This is a genomic window from Borrelia venezuelensis (assembly GCF_023035835.1).
Taxonomy (GTDB): domain Bacteria; phylum Spirochaetota; class Spirochaetia; order Borreliales; family Borreliaceae; genus Borrelia; species Borrelia turicatae.
The window spans coordinates 831,904-853,792 of the sequence record NZ_CP073220.1 but is presented as its reverse complement, the minus strand read 5'-3'; the positions used below and the strand labels follow the sequence as shown (position 1 = coordinate 853,792).

Annotated in this window: 16 protein-coding genes and 1 tRNA gene; 3 read left to right on the top strand and 14 right to left on the bottom strand. The window is 28.3% G+C overall.

Annotation, left to right across the window (positions count from 1 at the left end; genetic code table 11):
* Positions 1 to 6 precede the first annotated feature (6 nt).
* From rimP to mutS, 3 genes are all read right to left on the bottom strand, one after another.
* A complete protein-coding gene (rimP, locus tag bvRMA01_RS04090; RefSeq protein ID WP_011772733.1) occupies positions 7 to 438 on the bottom strand; it encodes a ribosome maturation factor RimP in 432 nt (143 codons plus the stop codon).
* A gap of 112 nt (positions 439 to 550) precedes the next feature.
* Positions 551 to 1,156, bottom strand: a complete 606-nt coding sequence (locus bvRMA01_RS04085) for an amidophosphoribosyltransferase (RefSeq protein ID WP_011772732.1) — start codon at positions 1,154 to 1,156, stop codon at positions 551 to 553.
* A 10-nt stretch (positions 1,157 to 1,166) separates the two neighbouring features.
* Entirely contained in the window at positions 1,167 to 3,749 is a 2,583-nt protein-coding gene (mutS, locus tag bvRMA01_RS04080) for a DNA mismatch repair protein MutS (protein ID WP_247032325.1), read from the bottom strand.
* A gap of 75 nt (positions 3,750 to 3,824) precedes the next feature.
* Here mutS and bvRMA01_RS04075 point away from each other — a divergent pair, with 75 nt between their 5' ends.
* Positions 3,825 to 4,334: an STAS domain-containing protein gene (locus bvRMA01_RS04075; protein ID WP_247032323.1), complete on the top strand. Its 510-nt coding sequence runs from the start codon at positions 3,825 to 3,827 to the stop codon at positions 4,332 to 4,334.
* 20 nt (positions 4,335 to 4,354) lie between these two features.
* On the opposite strand, the gene bvRMA01_RS04070 is transcribed toward bvRMA01_RS04075, so the two are convergent.
* From bvRMA01_RS04070 to bvRMA01_RS04060, 3 genes are read right to left on the bottom strand one after another with little or no spacing between them, the layout of a single operon-like run.
* Positions 4,355 to 4,873, bottom strand: coding sequence for an OmpH family outer membrane protein (locus tag bvRMA01_RS04070; RefSeq protein ID WP_247032321.1), 519 nt, complete (start codon positions 4,871 to 4,873; stop codon positions 4,355 to 4,357).
* A gap of 35 nt (positions 4,874 to 4,908) precedes the next feature.
* Positions 4,909 to 7,356 carry an outer membrane protein assembly factor BamA gene (bamA, locus tag bvRMA01_RS04065; RefSeq protein WP_247032319.1) on the bottom strand — a complete coding sequence of 816 codons (2,448 nt, stop codon included), beginning with the start codon at positions 7,354 to 7,356 and terminating at the stop codon, positions 4,909 to 4,911.
* Between the two features lie 19 nt (positions 7,357 to 7,375).
* The gene (locus bvRMA01_RS04060) at positions 7,376 to 11,764 is read right to left on the bottom strand and encodes a translocation/assembly module TamB domain-containing protein (protein WP_247032317.1); all 4,389 of its coding nucleotides are present in this window, start codon (positions 11,762 to 11,764) and stop codon (positions 7,376 to 7,378) included.
* 74 nt (positions 11,765 to 11,838) lie between these two features.
* Here bvRMA01_RS04060 and tmk point away from each other — a divergent pair, with 74 nt between their 5' ends.
* Together tmk and bvRMA01_RS04050 are read left to right on the top strand one after the other, a co-directional pair.
* On the top strand, positions 11,839 to 12,447 hold the full coding sequence (gene tmk / locus bvRMA01_RS04055; protein ID WP_011772726.1) for a dTMP kinase: 609 nt from the start codon (positions 11,839 to 11,841) through the stop codon (positions 12,445 to 12,447).
* Positions 12,448 to 12,478: 31 nt separating this feature from the next.
* Positions 12,479 to 13,096 (top strand): hypothetical protein, encoded by a 618-nt coding sequence (locus bvRMA01_RS04050; protein WP_247032315.1) that lies wholly within the window; start codon positions 12,479 to 12,481, stop codon positions 13,094 to 13,096.
* Positions 13,097 to 13,103: 7 nt separating this feature from the next.
* On the opposite strand, the gene bvRMA01_RS04045 is transcribed toward bvRMA01_RS04050, so the two are convergent.
* From bvRMA01_RS04045 to bvRMA01_RS04010, 8 genes are all read right to left on the bottom strand, one after another.
* Complete coding sequence (locus bvRMA01_RS04045) at positions 13,104 to 14,210, bottom strand: thymidine kinase (RefSeq protein WP_247032313.1); 1,107 nt, start codon at positions 14,208 to 14,210, stop codon at positions 13,104 to 13,106.
* A 31-nt stretch (positions 14,211 to 14,241) separates the two neighbouring features.
* Positions 14,242 to 15,879, bottom strand: a complete 1,638-nt coding sequence (locus tag bvRMA01_RS04040; protein WP_247032312.1) for a S1C family serine protease — start codon at positions 15,877 to 15,879, stop codon at positions 14,242 to 14,244.
* Between the two features lie 16 nt (positions 15,880 to 15,895).
* The gene (locus bvRMA01_RS04035; RefSeq protein ID WP_247032311.1) at positions 15,896 to 17,386 is read right to left on the bottom strand and encodes a hypothetical protein; all 1,491 of its coding nucleotides are present in this window, start codon (positions 17,384 to 17,386) and stop codon (positions 15,896 to 15,898) included.
* A gap of 21 nt (positions 17,387 to 17,407) precedes the next feature.
* Complete coding sequence (ftsH, locus tag bvRMA01_RS04030) at positions 17,408 to 19,315, bottom strand: ATP-dependent zinc metalloprotease FtsH (protein ID WP_247032310.1); 1,908 nt, start codon at positions 19,313 to 19,315, stop codon at positions 17,408 to 17,410.
* Positions 19,312 to 20,628: a tRNA lysidine(34) synthetase TilS gene (gene tilS, locus bvRMA01_RS04025; RefSeq protein ID WP_247032309.1), complete on the bottom strand. Its 1,317-nt coding sequence runs from the start codon at positions 20,626 to 20,628 to the stop codon at positions 19,312 to 19,314. The genes ftsH and tilS overlap by 4 nt, the downstream gene beginning before the upstream one ends.
* Positions 20,628 to 21,194, bottom strand: coding sequence for an aminoacyl-tRNA hydrolase (pth, locus tag bvRMA01_RS04020; protein ID WP_247032308.1), 567 nt, complete (start codon positions 21,192 to 21,194; stop codon positions 20,628 to 20,630). Before pth ends, tilS begins: the two co-directional genes overlap by 1 nt.
* Before the next feature lie 6 nt (positions 21,195 to 21,200).
* Entirely contained in the window at positions 21,201 to 21,749 is a 549-nt protein-coding gene (locus bvRMA01_RS04015) for a 50S ribosomal protein L25/general stress protein Ctc (RefSeq protein WP_247032307.1), read from the bottom strand.
* A gap of 28 nt (positions 21,750 to 21,777) precedes the next feature.
* Positions 21,778 to 21,849 (bottom strand) — tRNA-Gln (locus tag bvRMA01_RS04010).
* Positions 21,850 to 21,889 lie beyond the last annotated feature (40 nt).

Here is a 21,889-nt window from a genome sequence, read left to right as displayed (position 1 = left end):
ACTCCTTCACGATAATTTAGCCTTCTTAACATCACTATAAAGAATTCTTATCTCTTTAGTATCTGTTTTAAAAATAAAACCGTCTGCCTCTGCTTTTAAGATAAGACCTTCTTCAAAATCATTATCTAACATTAACTTAATCTTCCTGCCCTCAAAAATTTTAAACTCTCTATCACTCTTAATTTTCCTATTTATCCCAGGCGTAGAGATTTCTAAACTAAAATTATATTTAAGAACCACTTCTAAACTCAATAAAATCATTTTATGTAAATCACAAAGAGTATCAACTCCAAAATCATTACCCTTATAAAGAACTATTTGAATTCTCCCTTCATCTCTTTTCTTGAAAGTGTTAATTTCTATAATTTCAATTCCTAATTGATCTGTTACATTCTTTATTAAATTGTAAACTTCACTATTATCAATAATTTTAACCAATCATATTCCTAAAAAGAATAAGGCCCTCTTAAAAGAACCTTATTAAATAAAATAATCAATACAACCTAAGAATAACATTAACGACAATAAATGTCAAGAAAACAATAATCAACTAAACTCTCGCAATTGATAGCTTTATTACACTTAACGCCCCATGTCTTATAAGAATATCTTTACAAAAAGTCATAGATGCTCCTGTTGTTACAATATCATCAATAAGTACAACCCTTTTAAACTTAATATTCCTATACCTCAACTTTAATTTAACTTTATTCTCCAAATTACTATGCCTTAAATCTCCACGCAATAGCTTTTGACTTTTGCCTAATCTTCGCTTAAAAACATTAATATAATTTATTTCACTATGACTTAATAAATTTCCAATATATTCCATGTGATCAAAACCATAAAAAATTTTTCTTTTAAAACTACAAGGAATACTAACAACAAGGTCAAAATCAATACTCATCAAAAAATGTAAAATCCCATTTGCAAAAAACCGACCAAGCAATCTTTGTCCATCTCTCTTGTAAGTAAGAACCAAGTTCTTATATTCATTTTTATAGTCAAAAAAATACCAAACATCATCTCTCAACTTAACATCGAAATGAAAAAACTCAATACAATCCTTGCAAAGAGCATTTAAGTAAACATAATCTTTATGACAACAAGAACAAAAGGGAAGAAATATGCTTTTTAAAACACCCCAATTCCACACTTATATGCCCCTATGTCTTAATCTTTAAAATTATTTCACTTAGTAAATTCATTGCTTGAAAAGGAGTAATATTATTGACATCTATTTTAGAAATAAAATTTTTAAGTTCTAAGTAATCATTAAGTTCTAACTCATAACTTAAATCTTCTTTCATTGCTTCTTCACCATCATTAATAACCAAAGTGGCTGAAGTAAAAAATTCCGGCACATACAAATGCTCTCGACTAGTCAAACTTTTAAGAATAACATTAGCCCTCTCAATAACTTTTAAAGGTATTCCTGCTATGCGAGCAACATAAATCCCATAAGAATTAAGAGAAGGTTTTTCTTCAACCTCTCTTAAAAAAATAAGTTCATCACCTTGTCTTTCAATTTTCATTGAAAGATTAACAAAAGAATCATGTTTAATAGCTGAAAGCTCATGAAAATGAGTTGCAAATAAACTTCTAGCTTGAATATGCTCTAAAATGTATTCAACAATTGAATACGCAATAGCAAGTCCATCATTAGTACTAGTACCCCTCCCAACTTCATCCATAATTATCAAGCTATTCTGAGTTGCATTTCTTAAAATATTAGCCGTTTCATTCATCTCTACTAAAAATGTAGACTCACCTTTGGAAATATTATCACTTGCCCCGATTCGACAAAAAATCTTATCTGTAATTCCTATGATGGCCTGATTAGCAGGCACAAAAGAACCAATATGTCCCATTAAAACAACTAAAGCAGTCTGACGTAAATAAGTCGATTTGCCTGCCATATTAGGACCAGTAATTAAACAAAAATACTTATCATTGTCAATTTTTACAGAATTTTTAGTAAAAGCCTCAACTCCCTTCATATAATGCTCAACAACAGGATGTCTAGAACACTCAAGAATAATTTCTTTATTGTTAGTTAGAGTGGGTCTTACATATTCATTTTTTTTAGCCAAATACGCAAAATCAGAGACTACATCAACATACGCAAAAAAATTAGCAATTTTTTTAATAACCACACTATGCTTAACAATTTTTGAAGCTATGCCATCAAACACTTCTTGCTCAAGAGCCAATAAATTATCCTCAGCATCATTAATATCCCTTTCAAGTTCAATAAGTTTGTTAGTTTTATATCTCTTAACAGAATTTAAAGTCTGACTTTCTATAAAATGAGATGGAACTTGTCCATAATAACTCTTTGTAACCTCAAAAAACAAACCTCGAACATTAATTCTCCTAATTTTAAGGCTACTAATTTTGCTAAAATTCCTCTCAAAATTAAGATAATCATCAACATACTTGCTTGCATTATTTTTAATCTCTCTTAAACGATCAATCTCAAAATTATACCCATGTTGAATAAGCTCATCTGGCTCCTTTGAAATGGAACAATCAATTAAAGAATAAATTTCTCTTATATTATTTTCATCATTAACATCAAATATCCAATAACTAAAAGAATGTTCATTAAGAAGCCTCTTTGCTAAAAAAAATGCTGTCAAAGATTCCTTAATCAATAAAAAATCTTTTTTAACATATTTTTTCATTTGAAGTCTTGAGATTATTCTCTCAATATCCCAAACATTACTAAGAATATTTCTCAATTTCATACTTAAGTTAATATTATTGTTTAAAAATTCTACATGATCTAATCTATTGTTAATTGCAACAATATCTAAAAGCGGATTTAATATATATTCTCTTAAAAGTCTCTTCCCCATGGGAGTTTTACAATCATTTAATACTGAATAAAGAGAATAGCAGGATGTTAGATCATTATTGTTTTTAACAAGTTCAAGGTTTATTTGAGTAACATCATCAAGAAACATATATTCAGAATCATTATTAATATGAATTGTGTCAATATTAATTAATAAATTTTTCAAGTTATTCTTTATATAATCTATTATTAAAAAAGATGAAACATAATAAGGCTCATCCTCTTTAAACCCAAGAGCACTCAAACTAAGAACATTAAAATGCTCTTTTAGTGATTTCATGGCAATCTCTTTGTCAAAATGCCAATGGGGAATCTTATTAACTAAAAATCGATCAAGAGCAAGTTTTTCTAAATATTCATAATAAAAATCCTCTGAAACTATTATTTCCTTTGGAGAATACTTCTCAATATCCCGTCTCAACTTTTCTAAAAAATTTCCCTCATAAAGGATTATTCCAAGTCTAGATGTCGACAAATCTATATAAGAAAATGAATAATAATCCTTATAATCACTAATAGCTATCAAATAATTATTAATATCATCTTGCAAAAAATCTTCATCGATCACAACTCCAGGACTTATAACTTCAACAACCTCTCTTTCTAAAGGCCCTTTAGGATCAGTTTGCAATCCTTGCTCACAAATTGCAACCTTTTTATCAAGCAAAATCAATTTTTTTATATAATCTTTACTTGTATGACAAGGCACTCCACACATAGGAACATTTTCTCTTTTAGTCAAAGTTAATCCTAAAAGCTTGCTTCCCTCAAGAGCATCATCAAAAAACATTTCATAAAAACTACCTACTCTAAAAAACAGAATAGCGTCTTTATGTTTATCTTTAATATTCAAATATTGCCTCATCATCGGCGTAACATCTTTTCTCATATAAGCAATACCAAAATTATAATTGATATTATTAAAACTTTACAATATACTTAAAATTATCAAAAAGAATTAACAATGGAAAAAGATACTTCTCAAAGCAATGTCTTTTATATATGTAAAGACGATTTTGTTTTCATAAAATTAATTAACAGACTTACTGCATTATATTCTGTCAATTTTAAAACATTTATCAAAAATATATTCATAAATAATAACGATAAAATCAACAAATTATACATAGATTTATCGGAAACAAAATATTTAGATTCAACTTTTATGGGCGTACTAATATACATTGATAATAAGAGCAATGAACACAAAAAAACCTTTAAAATAATAAACTCTAGCAAAGAAGCACTTAAAAATTTACAATCTCTTGGTCTTGAAAAAATATTAAAAATAGAAAATAGAGAAGAAAAATTACAAAAAAGTGACATGAAAGAGTATTTTTGTTTCAGTGCACATAAAAATACAATATTTAAATCAATGTTAAAATCACATATTTTACTCTCAAGCCTCAATAAAGACAACAAAAAAGAATTTTGCACCCTAATTAGAAGACTAAAAAAAGAAAACAACAATTAAAAAGCAATTTTAGTAATATACTACTGTTCACTCAAATACTTAATAATATCATCTGTTATATCAACTGTACTATTATAATAAAGAATATATGGATTATCTTTTTTCATAACCAAAGAAATACCATTAGTCTCTGCAATATATTGAATACCATTAAGTATTTTGCCCCAAAGTAATCCATCACTATTTAAACTGTTTATATTAATCTGTTTCTGTTGCTCAAGATTACTCTTAGCCAAGCTCTTAAGCTTCTTAAGTTCATCAATCTTCAAGTTATATTGATTACCATACAATTTAGCACTCTCTAAATCATGAACACTAACAGATTCATCATATATTTTCCTCAAATCTTTAATCTCAGAATTCAAGATATCTATTTTTTCTTGATAATGATTTTTCAATTGCTCAAGATTAGACTTTAATTGCGGACTTAAAAACTCAATTACAACCTTCTCAAAATCTACAATACCCACTTTTGTAACATTAACTGAAAAAAGATTTAATGGAAAAAAACATGCAAACAAAAACACTATACAAGCCATAAAAATCCTCCCTACAAAAAGCTAACTAAATTATATCAGTATCTCATATCAATGGCTAAGAAAAATTTAAATCCTCCAAAATAATTATAATATCTATTAACACCTTCATTATTAAAATGAAATGGATAAGCTATTACAAAAGACAAAGGCATTTGAGGTAATACACTTCTAATTCCAAAACCCCAACTAAAAATAAAATTACTCAAAGAAACAAACAAAGAATTTTCTTGACCTTCTAGAGAATATGAAGCCATATCTAAAAACAAAACATCCCAAACCAAAATATTCTTAATCAAAGGCATTGATAACTGAAGAGTATTTACAAACGAACTATAAATATTATTCAAAGTGCCCCATCCTCTTGCAATCATAAAGTTTTCACTAATAACTATAAGGTGATGTGGTTGAACTTCTATCTCAAAACCATTCCCAAGTGGTGGTAAAATATTTGAATAAACACTCCGCAAAGTTAAAATTAAATCAAAAAATGGGGTGAAAACATCCTGATAGCCTAAAAGAGAGAAATATCTCTCAAAAGTTGTTGTGGATTTTGAAAAATGACTCTGTCCAAACAAAAATCCACCAAAAAGATCAAATTGCTGCTTAAGCAAAAAACCATTATTAGATAAAGACTGAGAATTTCTTGTATCCCATGCAACGCTAATACCAAAAGAATTTTCAAATCTAATAGTATTATAATTATCCCTCAAATAATAATTTGAAGGTCTGTTAACATTATCATCATAATACACATATTTCAAGGCAGTTTGTGCAGTTCCAACAACTGATTGCTTTCCAAGATAATTAGAAAAAGTATAACCAGTAAACCCACTAATACTAAATTTCGCTAAAGAATAATTCATAACATTAAAATCCGAAAAATTTTTAGAATTATTATATGCTTCCCAACTTACAAAAGGATCTGGAACTTCTTTCTTATCCGTAAATATAGGTCCATTAATATCCTGATACGCTATATTTATAGAATGTGAAAAATCAAAAAATCCTCCAATAGTCCATCTAGTCTGCATAAACCAATTATCTTCAAACATTAACCTAAAACTTTGCTCTGAAAAAGCAAGATTAAGCCTTGCGGAAAGAGAATACCCTTCACCTAAAAAATTAGATTGCTCCCACTGTCCAAAAACTGAAAATGGAAGCCAAGAATTACTCACCGCACCAAAATTCATACCAAATCTAAAACTTGCTGTCTCTCGCTCTTCAACAACAAAATTTATCTTCATTAAACCCTCAATATCACTTGGAACAACATCGGGTACAACATTTCCAAAATAGCCAAGTCTTTGTAAATTAAGCATTCCCATCCGAAGATTTTCCAAACTAAAAATATCACCCTCAATTAGCGGAATTTCTCTAAGAATTACATGAGAAGCTGTTTTTTTATTACCTGAAACAGTAATAGATTCAATATGTGCTTTCTCTTTTTCTAATATCTTAATAGAATAATCGACAAATTCATCTCTTATCATCCGAGAAGGCACAATCTCTGTAAAGATATAACCATCGGAATAATACTTTTCCCTAATTTTTGCAAAATCTTGCTCAAATCTTGAATCATCAAAAATATCTCCTTCCTTAAAAGTAATCAAGGATTGCAATTCTTCTAATTTAAAAACTAAATTACCAGTAATTTCAAATTTACCAAATTTAAAAACATTACCCTCTGAAATAAAATATTTTAAGAAAACTTCTCTTTCCAATTTTTTAGCATCACTGGGAATTCGTATATCTACAATGCTATCTACAACTTTTGCATTAATATATCCATTATTCTTATAATAAGACTCAAGTTTCACTTTATCTTTATCAACATTTGATTTTAAATACTTACCATCAAAAAATAAAGATGCGGGTTTTGATACTAAATATTTTCTAAGAATACGACTCTTAAAGTTCAAATTTCCCTCAAAAGAAACCTCTTTAACAACATACTTAGGACCAGCATTAATTTTAAACACAATATCTACTAAACTATTTTTCTCTTTAATATCAAATTCAACAGTAACATCAAGATATCCAGCATCTTTGTACATTTCTTCAAATTTAAGAACACTTTTTTTAATTTTTGCAAGATTTAAAGCCTCTTTTGCATTAACATTTGATTTATCACGCAGTTCACTATTCCAAAAAACTCCACTATCATCAATAAAAGTAACAGTCTGTATTAAGGATTTTTCCTTCACAAAAAATGTAATTACAAGTTTATCATTTTCTACTCTAAACTCAGGTCTAATAAGTCCCTCAAAATAATCAAGAGCATAAAGGTCAACTTGCAATCTATCAAAAAGTTCATCAGAATAAGCTTGTCCCAAATAAACATTTAAAATAGAGACAAAGTCATTTTCTCTTATATTCTTAAGCCCATTAAAATCAATACTTTTTATCACCTTACCCTTATAGTTCTCTTGAGAATACACTAAATTAAATACAAAAAAGAACAAAAAGATTCTAAATAACTTCACCCCACATCCCTCACATAACTCAGTATTTAAATTTCCAAAAAATAGATATTTGATTTCCTATTCCGTGACCATATTTCATAAAATTATAATCAAAAATATAATCAACAAAGAAAAACGGTGAATCAAGTTCAAGACCAAAATTAATACTAAAATTTAAATTCTGAGACAATGGTGTTACTTCCTCTTTTAAAAATCCAAATCCCGCCTTAGCAAAAACACCATCAATAATATATTTACCCACTTTAACATTTGTTTTATCAAGAACACCTGCAAAAGTTGTTGTACTACCCAAGATACCAATAGCATTCCTTAATATATCTGTTTTTATACTCAATAGGTCTAATTTTAATACAGAACGTATATAATCTTCAATAGGTTGTACTATCAGATCAACAAGAATATCACTAGCTAACCCAAGTGCCATTTCAGCTGTATTTGTGCCCGCCGATTGTAGCCCATGTTCACCCCCAATTATTGCACTTGATAAAAGATATTTGATCTCTTGCTCCGTTCGCACAGGATAAGATGAAAAACTAAGATTCCACAAACTCAAAGGACCATCTATGCTCATTGTTATTAACAAATTTTCATTACCATCTTTAATCACATTTGTAGCCTCTGCCTTGACCCACGGATCAAATTTGTTCTTATTTTCATTAAAAGATATATATGACCCTCCTCTGAAAACAAATTGTTTATTATGATAATTGAAAGAACCACTTGCAACATTTAAATCTCCCTTAAGGATAAAATCATCCGTTTTAGTATCAGATTTAATCTCAAGTTTATTCCCTCTTGCAATAATAGCATTCAAGAAGGAAATTTTATTATCTGGCCAATGAAAAGCAACATTACTATCAAAATTAATTTTAAGATCTGTAACAACATCTAACCCCTTAGAGCTAACATCAGATGCTCCAACTTTTTTTGATCTCTTATAAGGATCTATTAATAGATCGACAATCGAATTTTCAAGTAAATAAATCCAAGCATTTGAAACATTTAGCTCTCCTCTAAACATAATCTCTTCAGAATTACCTTCAATAAAAAAATCACCTGAAGCATGTCCAACAAAATTTATAGTTACTTTATCAAATTTAATAGGTACTCCAGAGCTACCAGAAACACCAATATCTACCTTATAATAATCAACAATACTATCACTTAAAAAGTTTAGATTCAGATGTGCAGCGACATTGACATCAGAATAATAGTCTAAATTAAATTTGTTCTCAATAATTACATTATTATCTTTAATAATAACTGGTACATTAATTAATTCTAAAATTCTACTCTTTCCATATTGTCTAGACATTTTTAAATATTCACTGCTTACTAAACCATGTACTACTTCAAATTCTCCATTAAGATTTGGATTATATAAATCACCATCAACATCCAACCTGCCAATCACATTAAGATCATACAGAACAAAATGATCTTTAATATTAAAAAAAGTTTTTGAACCTAATAAATCTTTTGTAATTAACTTTGAGTCAAATTTAATATCTTGAATATTACTAGTAATTTTATCCCCAAAAATGTTACCTGAGGCAACAAAACTAAAAGGCAAATAATCATTTAACCTAATATCAAAATTACCATCATTATATTCATATAAACAACTAAAAAGATCATATTCAATTGATGACATGATAAATCTTTCAGGGTTACTTTTAAATTCAATTGTAAGATCAGAAAGATCTTTGTCTTTATATCTTAAACCTCTTAAAGCAATCTCTCCATCAGTTTCACTCTTTAAAATACCAAATTCTTCCTCTGTTTTATTTTCAAATTTTTGAAAACTCGCATTCACACTTGAAGAAAAAAGCTTGCTATTAACATTCAAATTAGAAATCCCAATAGAATTCTTAATATCATATCTAAAATTACCTGTCAGAATTTCTCTTTCATTCTGACTCGCCTTTATATTATAAATATTAAGATTATTATCAACCAATCCCAAATTCAAAGAGCAATATGTAGGAACACCTACTAAAGACAGGTCATTTGTTTCAAGATACGCACTAAGAGAATAATTAAATAAATCACTATCTTTAAAACTCAATATAAAGTTACCATTAATATTTCCATTTAAGAACGAAAAGAATTTTAAATTATTGAAATTGAATCCCTGAAATCTACCAACAAAATAACTGCCATCTTCATTAGAATCAACACCAAAAAAATAACGCTCTGAATTTACATGCGAAAACAAGTTCAAATTACCACTAAGTTTATCATTTAAATTAAAATGTCCTTGCCCTTGTAAATTTGAAACCCCATTTATAAATCTAATATTTGAAAGACTAACTTGTTTATCTTTATATAAACCTTCAAAGCTAAAATTAAAATTATAAGCAGGATTACCAGCAATCTTACCTAATTTAAACTTAGTAATTTTGACATTTAAATCATCATTCATTCTTTGGTAATTTCCTAAAGAATTAACATTTAACAAAATCTCAGAATCTCCATTATAAAGACAAAAATCATTAATATCAAAAAAATAAACTATAGACGAATCAGAATAAGTTAAACTGACTTTCGACCTAGGTGACAATTTCAAGTTGGCATACCTATCTTTAAAATTTAACTCAAAATACAAAGGATAATTTCTATTCAAATAATTAAACTCGGTATTTATCTTAAAACTATCATCAAACAACTGTATCAAAAAATTAGAATTTACATTATAATCCCCATTACTATAATTAAAGTAATTTACCGTATAAATATTCTTCTCTCCACTTGCATTAAACATTAAATTAAAATCATCTAATTTTGATAAGACAACAAAATTAAGACTATTCAACTTACTTTTAGTATAATTAACGGTATTTAAATCAAAATCTGAAGTCAAATTTAAATACTTACCCGATAAAAAATATTCAGGAATAACTTTAGTAATAAAAGTTTCTGGAAGAACATCCTTCAAAAAAAGCATAGGAAACTCTTTAACACCTAAATTAAGATTAAAATTTTCCTTATTAAAATCACCCTTTAATGAAATTTTAGAATTATTGTTAGCAAAACTTAATAAATAATTAACATAGATACGATCCTGAGCAAAACTCGTTTTCATATTCAAATCTCGAATTTTAAGCCTGCCAACCCTAAAATCATCAGATTTTACGCAAAATTTTTGATTTCTCTTACTAAAATTTAAATGCCCATTAATATCCTTAAAATTAAAAATCTTTGCAGACCTAAAATCAAGCCTTCCTATTGGTACTAAATCTTTTAAAGAATAATAGCCCTTATAACCAATAAATCCTCTCTTAAGTTTTACAAAAGCATTTTGTACATCTACAACTGCTTCATTCCCTTTAATTTGGACTTTTAATCCCTGAATCTCCTTATTTACCATATTAGCATTTGAAGATGAATTTAATAAAAATGCATACCGTAAATCTTTATCTTTAAAATCATAAGAAAATGCTAATTGACCATTTAAATTCGTATCAAGGTAATCTTTATAATCACTCAAATTTTCATTAAAGCTTATCCAATTTACAAGATTTACATCAAAGAACAAAGCATCCAATCTTAAAAATTTTTTATTAAAATCATATTTTAAATTAAAATCCAAATTCTCTCGGAGAATATTAAAAATTTCAATATTTCCCTTAGAATAATTTATTTGAAAGCCTTGCTCAAGCAAATCAAAATAACTTGTATGTAATTTTAAAAAACTAAAGTTAATATATCCATCTTCAAGCTCTTTTCTAAACTTACCTTCAAAATAAAAAGTCGAATCAAGAATATTTTTATGACTAACATTGGGATTTAAAACTGCAAGAGAACTAAAATCAACAATAAAACTAAATAAAAAATCATCGTCAATAGTCTTTAATGCAAAACTCTTAATCTGAAATTTCAGAAACTTATCAGAAGATAGTTTAAAATTCATATTAATATCTTCTAAATGCATATGAAGACTATCAAAAAAATTAAACATTTTACCAAATATTGCATGATTAGTACTATCATCATCTAATTTCAATGTACGAGAATGTGCACTCTGAGGGTCAAGAAATTTAAAATCATTTAAATCAAAATTTAAAGTACTTCCCCTTACAAAAATATCTAAAATAATGTTCTTATCTCCTAATAAGAGTTTAAACAAATCCAAATTGACTTTAACAGTATTCATCAATATTGTATCTTTATCATTTAAGCTCAACTCCAGATTATCTATTTTTATTGAAGATAAAAAATAAGGAGCAATTTTATCATATTTGATTTTAAAGCCTGTTTTCGATTCAAGGTAATTCATAATAAAAAATCTAGCAGAATAAACTTGAGCTTGAATAAATAAAATAAAGATTACAAGAATTGATACAAAGACTATCATTGAAAAAATAAAAGATAGAACAATCTTATTTCTTATAAAAAACAAATTCATATATATATTTATATATATTATATAATACTTAAGTAAGTATCTAATTACTCAAAACATTTAAGGGGACAATTTTTGTGAATAAAATCCTAAAAAATTTCTATTGCATAGAAGGAATCGATGGAAGTGGAAAAACAAGTATAATTCAAAAACTACAAAAACTCTGTAATAACAAACTTAAATATTATTTTACAAAAGAACCATCACAAGGAGTTATTGGGGAATTCATAAGACAGCAACTAACTAATTTTAAAAATCCCTTAAGAAAGGTATCACTAGCATACTTGTATGTAGCAGACAGATATGAACATTTATACAACACAAAGAATGGAATAATAGAAATATTAAATAAAGGTAAAACAAAAGTAATAACCGACAGATATTTATTTTCATCTATAGCATATCAAGGAGAATTGGGATATAAACTAAACAAAGACTTCCCACTTCCTGAAAAACTTTTCTTCATAAAAACAGATCCCGGTATTGCATACAAACGCATTCAAGAAAACAGAATACAAGCTGATCTCTTTGAGTTTGAAGCAGCAAAATTTAAAGAAATCAACTCTAGATATACAGAAATGCTCAAAATTTTTGACGACCTAATTGATATTGTATACATTGAAAACTCAAATGAAGAAGACCTAGAAACAAGTACAAGAAAAATTTTTGATTTAATAAAATTTTAATATAATTAAAACAAAGGCAAGGATACAGAGCATGTTCCATAAAAATTTTTTCATATTATGTCTAATAATATTTTCAATTCTACTCATAACCAATATAAATGCATCATCAAAATTTTTCTATGCTGAACAATGGTATATCATTTTCAACGAACAAATGAAAAAAAATCCCAATAGCTATAAAAGAAATATATTTTTTTTACAAAATGCATTAAAATATCCATTTGGAAATCCAAATTATTCCTTATCAAAAGTAGAAACACGAGAAGAATGGAATAAATATAAACTTCTCTTTAAAATGCATGTAAATTTACTTCTTGTTAAGCAACATCTGTATTTAGGCGATTTATTTGACACAAGACATACATATTTTTATAAAACCCCAAAAAAGAAGGGGATTCTTGAAAACTTAAATAAGTCTACAAATTTTTATAAAATAGCTGCTGAATACTATACAGAAGCTTTAAAGTATCACAAACAATTGCAAAAATATAAATTTACTAAAATGCAAAGCGATGGAATAACAAACTGGGAAGATGAATATCATAGAATTGAGACTAAAGAACTTAACTACTATGATATAATCAAAAGAGAATTAACACGTATTGAACAAACAAAGAAATTCTTTCAAAAAAGACTAAATTATTATTAATATTTTTCTAAAAAATCCACTGATACTCTTTTGAAACAATTACTTTTTGAATATAGTCCTTACTAAGAGAAAATTTATCAATAAGCTCTTCAAGAGCTCCCTTACTAAGAATATTACATTCCAATGACAGTGTAATTAAAGCTCTTTCTGCTAAAAAAGGCAATCCTAACAAATTCTCTAAAACTGCAATATCATATTTTCCTCTAGATTCAATCAAAAGAGAATTTTCAAAATTTGAATTCCTCACATTACTGCTCAAATCCATTATTTCTCTCTCAAACAATTTTTTATCACCTTGCGTATACAACAATGCAAAAGGTTTAAGAATGGTAAAAAAATACTCCCTACCAACAAGATAATGATGCCTAGAACATCTTGTAGCATAATTTGGATAAATAGCAGACTCAACAATCTCATCACCACCAACAATTAACAAAGGATCAAAATAAGGTGCAGCTATTTCCTCTCCCTTGTAAAAATAATATCTGTATGTTAAAAAAGATTCATCCATACAATTAACATGCTCACAATAAGCACCAAGACGACAAATCTTATCTGAATATTCTATTAAAAGTTTAGCAGTATTATTAAATATTTCTTTCCTAAAATTATAAAGTAAAGTAGGAAGTATAAATAATACATTTGAATCTAATGCGATTTTATTTAAAATAAAAACCAAGCGTTCATCGTAAAAACAAGTTTCATCAATAATAAAAGTTCCATATTCAGGATTATCATCTATTAATTGGCCTACATCAAAAGAATCACCTGCAAAATCAACTCCATCAATTCTATCACTTCCACCGCCTCTATAAGGAATAACATTTTTAGGATAATCTTTAAACCTTTTCTTATCAAGAATATTTCTAATAAAAAATATATTGGCTCTGTTTCTACGTCCCTTGGTAATGGGATCTAACACTTTAGAAGATTTATTCTTGATAATAAGAGAATCTTTATAAATTTTAGCAGCATATTCTGTCTTACCACTACCCATAGGACCAATTATAAGCATTAAATTTAAATTAGCTTTAAAATCAAAATGACTAATAGACACAATATCATCTAGTTTGGATTTAGTATCTCCACTAACTAAATTAAAATAAAAGCTCATAAAAATAAACTCCAAACACGTTAAAGATTTTTTATACAAATACAAGAGAATCAAAAGGAATAACAAGTTGTAAAGGAACTCCTAAATACCCTGAAAACAGTCTTTTAACATAAAGCAATAAGACAAACACTCTCTTATCCTTAATATAATTAGAAGCATAAACAAAAATTTCATCATTATCCCTAAAATTAAGTTCATCACCAAGACCATTTGCAAAGACCTTAGCAACTCTATATTCCCTTCCAGAAACTAAACTCAAATTCAAACCCAAAAAAGCTCCCATCAAATTCTTAAAAGAATCACCCTCTATAATACTCTCAATAATATTGTCCGGCCGGTCTTGTGGATACAAATAACTCTCATACTCTTTATTATCTCTTCTATATTTAAATTTAACCATAGATTTTTTTTGCAAAATATAATATTGAAGATCTCTTAAGCTATCAAATTTCAAAGAATCAACACTAAGAATAGAATCCCCACTCCTTAAGCCCCCAATATCTGCAGGAGAATTAGGAGCTACATATGATATCTCTAAATCTTTCAAACTTTCAGAAAAAGTAAATCCCAACCACTTATTTCTTAAAATTCCACCTCCATACATAAATGGTAAAACCTTTAAAACCCATTTTGAAGGTATAACGAAATTAAGACCTTGAGAATGTAAAATTCCAGCAAATGTAAGTCCAACTAACTCACCACTTTCATTTACCACAGGTCCACCGGAATTTCCCTGATTAATGGCAGCATCAATTTGATAAGAATCGCCAACAGATAATAAATTTCTATTCTGCCCAGAAATTATTCCTGATGTAATAGTTTTCTCAAAACCCATAGGAGAACCCATGGCATAAATTCTATCTCCAATATTAATATTCGAAGAATAATTCAAATTAAATTGATGCTTTAATTTAAAAGATACCTTAATTAAAGCAAGATCCATTTCCTTTGAATAAGAAATGACTGTTGCGGGGAGTTTTTCACCCTTGCCTCTTGGAAGTCTTACATAAAGATTGGAAATCCCATTATAATTATTATCAACTTGAGAACTAATTACATGATAATTGGTCAAAGCATATCCTTTAAGACTATCAACAACAAAAGCAGAGCCTAAGGCAATATTTGGCAACCTATGACCGTTTAAAATTTTAGTACCCATATCCACCCAAACTGTTAAAACAGCCGTATCAAGCAAAACATTTCTCAGAGGAGATTTTTCATTAATAACAAAATCTTGCAAAGAATCAAAAGTATTATCCAATGAATAATATTTTGCAAAGAAACTCGCAAGCATTGGGTCCTTGCGTTTTACACTCTCAAGATGCTTTAAAATTAATTGTTCTCTACTCTCAGCAAGCATCATACCAAACAAATTTAAAGTTTCAAGCTTAAAGAGTGCTTTATCATAATTTCCTTCCTTACAAAATTTAATATATTCATTTTGAATCCCGGTTAAAGCTTTATTTCTTAAGCCTAGAATACCTTGATCCATTTCAAAACCATTATTTCTTAGATTATAATAACTTGAAAGAGCAATCTCAAAATTATTATCTTCAATATGTTTATTTATGCTTTTAGATGGTATATAATAAATTTGTTTGTCATCTATGTCTTTTATTGTGTTGCATGAAAAAATTAACATAAAAATAATAAAAATTTTTCTATGCATCAATAACTCTCAAAAGCTAATTAATGTTATGATAGACATCAAAACTATCATCTAAAATAACTTTCTTAACTTTCAAAACTCCTTTATCATAAATTTCAATATAATTGAATTTCTCAGACCCATTAATTTTTCTATAAATTGAAACCAAATTCCCAGAAGAGTAATTCTTCACTTCAATAATATCAGAATTATTAAAAGTTTTTTTCTCTATTAAATTTTTTTGAATATCTAAAACAGAAACTCGTTTTGAATTTAAACTTAACATACTGGGAAGAAAAATTTCTGGAACATTAGCTATTAAGAATTCATTAATACCTACATAATCAAAGTTGTAATTAAAATAATTATCAAAAATTTCATACCGAAAAGAATCTAAAGCAAAAGTATATACATGTTTTTTATCTGAATAATCAATCTCAATCATATTGACATAAGGATAAACAGAATAATTAACCTTATAACCAAGCAAAGCATTTTCATAACGAACAGGGACTTTATCTTTGAAATAAACTTTATTAAAATACTTTTCACCTAAGTTTAAATCCATAGAATAGTCCACTATTTTTGAAAAAAAACTTACCAAAACTCCATTCTCAAATACTGCGGCATTATTTTTGTCATCTACAAAATACATACCGGTCAAATCCTTATAATGACTTAAAAATTCATCTCGTATACTAGGATCTCTTAAGAGATCATAAAACATTTTATATTCACCTATCATTTTTGGAGGGGCTTTTTTAAAAAACATATAAGCTTCATCAGGTGTCAAGAGTCTATATTTAAGCAAATACGTACTCTGAAGACCGTTTAATTTTTCGCTCTTATTTTTTAAAAAAGTAAATAAAGCAACAGAATTAACCTCATTTAATGTTGTATTTCTAAAAATAAAATCAATATTATCACTACTAAAAAAAGAATCTTCTTTTAATTTAAGTTTACCAAAAAGACTTGGAAAAAATTTATCTTCTTTTAAAAACCATTTAAAAAACCTCAAATCATCACTATACATAGCAAAAGAGTCGGCTAACACTTTACTAAAACTTCCCTTAAAATCCCCAAGTTTACTGGAAGCTTCAAGCCTCATGTAAATCAAGTCTTTATCACTTTGCAGATCCCCATACAACTTATCATAAATAGTAATAATTTCCCTGTTTTTATCAATATCCTCATTTTGACGTAGAATCAATGAAAAATATTGATAATACAAATCTCTAGGCTTTACAAACTTAAAATTATTAATATCTATTGCTGATCTCAACAAATAAATTTTATCCAACAGAGAAATATCATTTCTCAATGAAAGTTCATAAAGAGAATCTGAGTTTCTTAAATTAAACTCAAGAGAACCATAAAGCATATCAAGCCCCCTTTGAGTACCATCAAAATCTTTAGCCTCAATAAAAAGAATGTCTGATATATCTTTGTCTCTATGATTTAAACTAGCATTTAAATCATTCAAGCTTACTAAAAAGAAAAACAGAAACATAATTTTCAAGATAACCATAAGACCCCTTCAAAATTTTATTTACCCATTAACTGTCTCCAGTTTAGACTCTCTTAAACTTTTTTCATGCTCATTCTCAACAATTTCAAATCCTAAAAGCTCTCTTACTTCATTATCTGTCAAAGTTTCTCTTGCAACCAAAGCTTCTGCAAGCTTAACTAAATGATCTTTATGGTTCATCAAAATATCTGAAGCTTCTTTTAAACATCCTTCAAGAATCCTCTTAACTTCCCTGTCTACTCTATCAGCAGTATGCTCAGAATATGCTCTTGACTTAGAAAATTCTTTTGGAAGAAAAATTGGGGCTTCATCATCCACTAAAAATATTGGACCTACATCTTCCCCCATACCCCATTCTGTAACCATTTTTTTTGCCAAATTAGTAGCTTGCATCAAATCATTTTGCACACCAGCTGTAGTAAAACCCAAATTAATCTGCTCACTAGCATAACCACCATAACATATCTTAATCTTATCAAGAATCTGATTTTTATTTATTGAAAGCCTATCCTCCTTAGGAAGAGAAAAAGCAACTCCAAGAGCTCTACCTCTAGGAATAATAGTAACCTTATGTAAAGGATCAGCATATTCAAGATAATAATGAAGCAATGCATGTCCTGCTTCATGATAAGCTGTTTCAAGTTTCTGTCTATCAGTAATAGTCATAGACTTTTTAGCAACACCCATTAATATTTTATCCCTAGCTTCTTCCAAATCATGCATAAGAATCTCAGATTGATCATTCCTTGCAGCAATTAAAGCACCCTCATTAATCAAATTTGCAAGATCAGCACCACTAACACCAGGAGTAGCTCTTGCTATTACATGCAAGTCAATTTCTTTTGAAAGTTTAGTCTTTTGAGCATGTATATTCAGTATTGCTTCTCTCTCCTTAATATCAGGAAGCGTCACGGTTACTTGCCTGTCAAACCTCCCAGGTCTAAGCAAAGCAGAATCAAGAACGTCAGGCCTATTTGTTGCTGCCATCACAATTACATTAGTATATGTCCCAAAACCATCCATCTCGACTAATAACTGATTAAGAGTTTGTTCTCTCTCATCATGACCACCACCAAGGCCAGCTCCACGACTTCTTCCAACAGCATCAAGTTCATCAATAAAAATTATGCAAGGAGCATTTTTTCTTGCATTATCAAACAAATCTCTAACACGACTTGCTCCAACCCCTACAAACATCTCAACAAAATCAGAACCTGACATATGAAAAAAATTTACACCCGCTTCACCTGCAACTGCTTTGGCAAGCAAGGTCTTTCCTGTCCCAGGGGATCCTACTAAAAGAACACCTTTTGGAATCCTTGCACCTATCTTTTCAAATTTCTTAGGGTTTTTAAGAAATTCAACTACTTCCCTAAGTTCCTGCTTAGCTTCTTCTTGCCCAGCAACATCTTTAAAGGTAACTTTATTCTTTCCTGCCTCATACTTTTGAGCATTGCTCTTTCCAAATGAAAAAACCTTGCCTCCACCACCCTGAGTTTGACGAAATATAAAGAAAAAGAAAATAAAAAATAATATCCATGGCAAAGTTTGAAGAATAACACCAATTAAAGATGACTGACTCTTTCCAGAACTTACCTCAACTCTCTTTGCTTTAAGCTCAGAAAGCAGATTGATATCAAAATAAGGAATACTAGTAGAGAAATAAGATTTTCCTAAATTTGAATTTTTGACAATAAATTGAATTTGACTTTTATCAATTATTATAGCTGATTCAATTAAACCACTATCTAAATAAGTTTGAAATGTACTATAAGGCACGTTTTTATAATTTTCTCCGCCACGTATAAAATAAGACATGAATATTGCTAAAACTAAAAAGACTATAACAAGAACCAAAATCCAATTCTTCTTTTTCTTTTTGTTATTAGATTTACCATTATTATTCAAATTATTATTGTTAATATTCATTCCTTTAAAAATCCTCCGAACAAAGATATATTAATTTTTTTAAGAATACTCTTATCACTCCACATTAAGTTTAAAGTATTTAAATCAATAATGCCAATTACCTTATCATCTAACACTAACAACATTAAATAAAGTGGATTATATCTTACAAACTTAGAAAAGAACTTCTTTGATTGTAACTTACTTTTAAAAAATCTATGCCTAAACTCATAAGAACAACATCTCAATGTTAGTATAGAATTATCTTCACACTCCAAATATTCTAACAAAATCTTACCTAAAGATAAACTATGATATTCATTAAGTCTTAAGAAAAAATCAAAAGGCTCATGCATCTCTTCAAATTTTCTAAAGATAAGGTTAATCTTATCTTGACGTTTTTCCAAAAAAAAATCATTGGTTTTAAGTAATATTTTACTTTTTTTATTAACAAGATTTACCCTAAAAATCTCACCTAAAGTGCCATATGACAAATTTGACACAATGCCTTCTGAATTTAAAATCTTAAAAATACTCCTAAAAACCAAATACTTTGGCAGCCTGAAAAAAGTCATAGCATCAAAAGAATAATAATAATTACCCTTACTAGGAGGAAGATAATCTTCCTTATCAAAATAATCTACAAGCTCACCTGAAAAATCAGATATTCTTTTCAAACCCCTTTCATATCCCTTAAAAATCTTCTTAATAACTGGCATAAGATTATTTCTAATTCTATTTCTTAAATACAAATCTTCACGGTTAGTACTATCAACAGAATAAACAATATTATTCAAAGAAAGAAATTTTTCAATATCCTCTCTTGATACATCAATTAAAGGTCTAATAATATTGCCATTGATAACTGGAATACCAGACAATCCATCCAAAAACGAGCCTTGAAAAAATCTCATTACCAAAGTTTCAAATTGATCATTTTGATTATGAGCAAGAGCAATATAACTTGCCCCATTTTCTATAAAAGATTCTAACAAAGCATCATAGCGATATTTTCTAGCCAACTCCTCAACTGACATACCAAGCTGCCTAGACTTTCTCTTTATATCAACACTACACCTCTTTATTTGAAAAGTAATACTATAAAAATTACAAAACTTTTTTATATGTTCTATTTCCAGATTTTGCTCGAAATCTGATCTTATATAATGCGCAAAATAAAGTGCAACAATATTATTATTTAAATATTCCTTTAAACTCAATAACAAGGTAGTAGAATCTGCCCCCCCAGAAAAAGCAACGATTACTTTTTCTTTGGTTAAAGAATTTTTAAAGTAAAAACTTTCTATTTTTGTTAAAATATTATTCCAAAACATCAAAAACTACTAGAATTAATAGTCGCAATTTTATTCTCAAAACTACACTCATCAATACTTAATATCTCTTCACTTAAAAAATTAAATACATTTTTAATACGCTTAAGCTCACTATCGCTAAACTTTGCAAGAACAAAATCTCTAAGACTAGATTCATTATTATTTCCAACTCCAATATAAAGTCTACTATATTTAGTACTTCCAAGGCTCCCAGAAATAGAACGAAGTCCATTATGCGTAGAAGTACCCCCTACCTTTCTAAGTTTACACTTTCCCAAAGGTAAATCAACATTATCAACTACAATCAACAGATTAGTTATTTTCATATAAAATCTAGCAAAAACAGAAGGAAAAATATTACCACTCAAATTCATATAAGTTAAAGGTTTAATTAAAACTATCCGTTTATTCTCAAAATTAAAATCAGAGTATTCATAACTTTTTACCTTTTTCAAAGAGAGACCATGCTTTACAACCAATTTATCTATAAGCCCAAAACCAACATTATGTCTAGTATGAAAAAAATTAGACCCGGGATTACCCAGGCCAACTATTAACAAATCCATATTTTTTTATTTTACAAGCAAAATAGACAAATTTTCATCCTCTTCAGCAAGTTTCACATTCTCAGGAAGTACAATATCCTTCAAAGTTATTTGATGTCCCTTCTTAACAGGCGTTAAATCTACTTCAACAAATTCTGGCAAATCTAAAGGCAATGCCTTAACTTTAATTTTAGTCCGAAGCACACTTAAAGTACCACCTTCCTTAACACCAATAGAAGCACCTACAAATTTAATTGCAATATATCTTTCAATATCTCTATTCCTATCAACCTCATAAAAATCAACATGATAAATAAGTCCCTTAGTAATATTTTCGCTCACATCCTTAATAAAAACACATCTCTCGACTATTCCGTCACTTAAAATTAAAACAGTATTATCTGTAAATTTTGCAAATCTCTTATTAAATTCATTACTTGCAATTTTGATATGCAGGACATCACTTTCTTTTCCATACACAACAGCTGGTATCTCAGATTTTGCGCGTATTCTACGAGCACACAAAGAACCAAAATTTAATCGACTTTCATATTTTAAAATCCTACTACTATCCACAATGCAACTCCTAACCTAATATAAAATACTGGGACGGAAGGATTCGAACCCTCGAATGCCTGGACCAAAACCAGGTGACTTACCACTTGTCCACGTCCCAAATACTTAATTATCCATAAGTCAAAAGGATACAAAATACA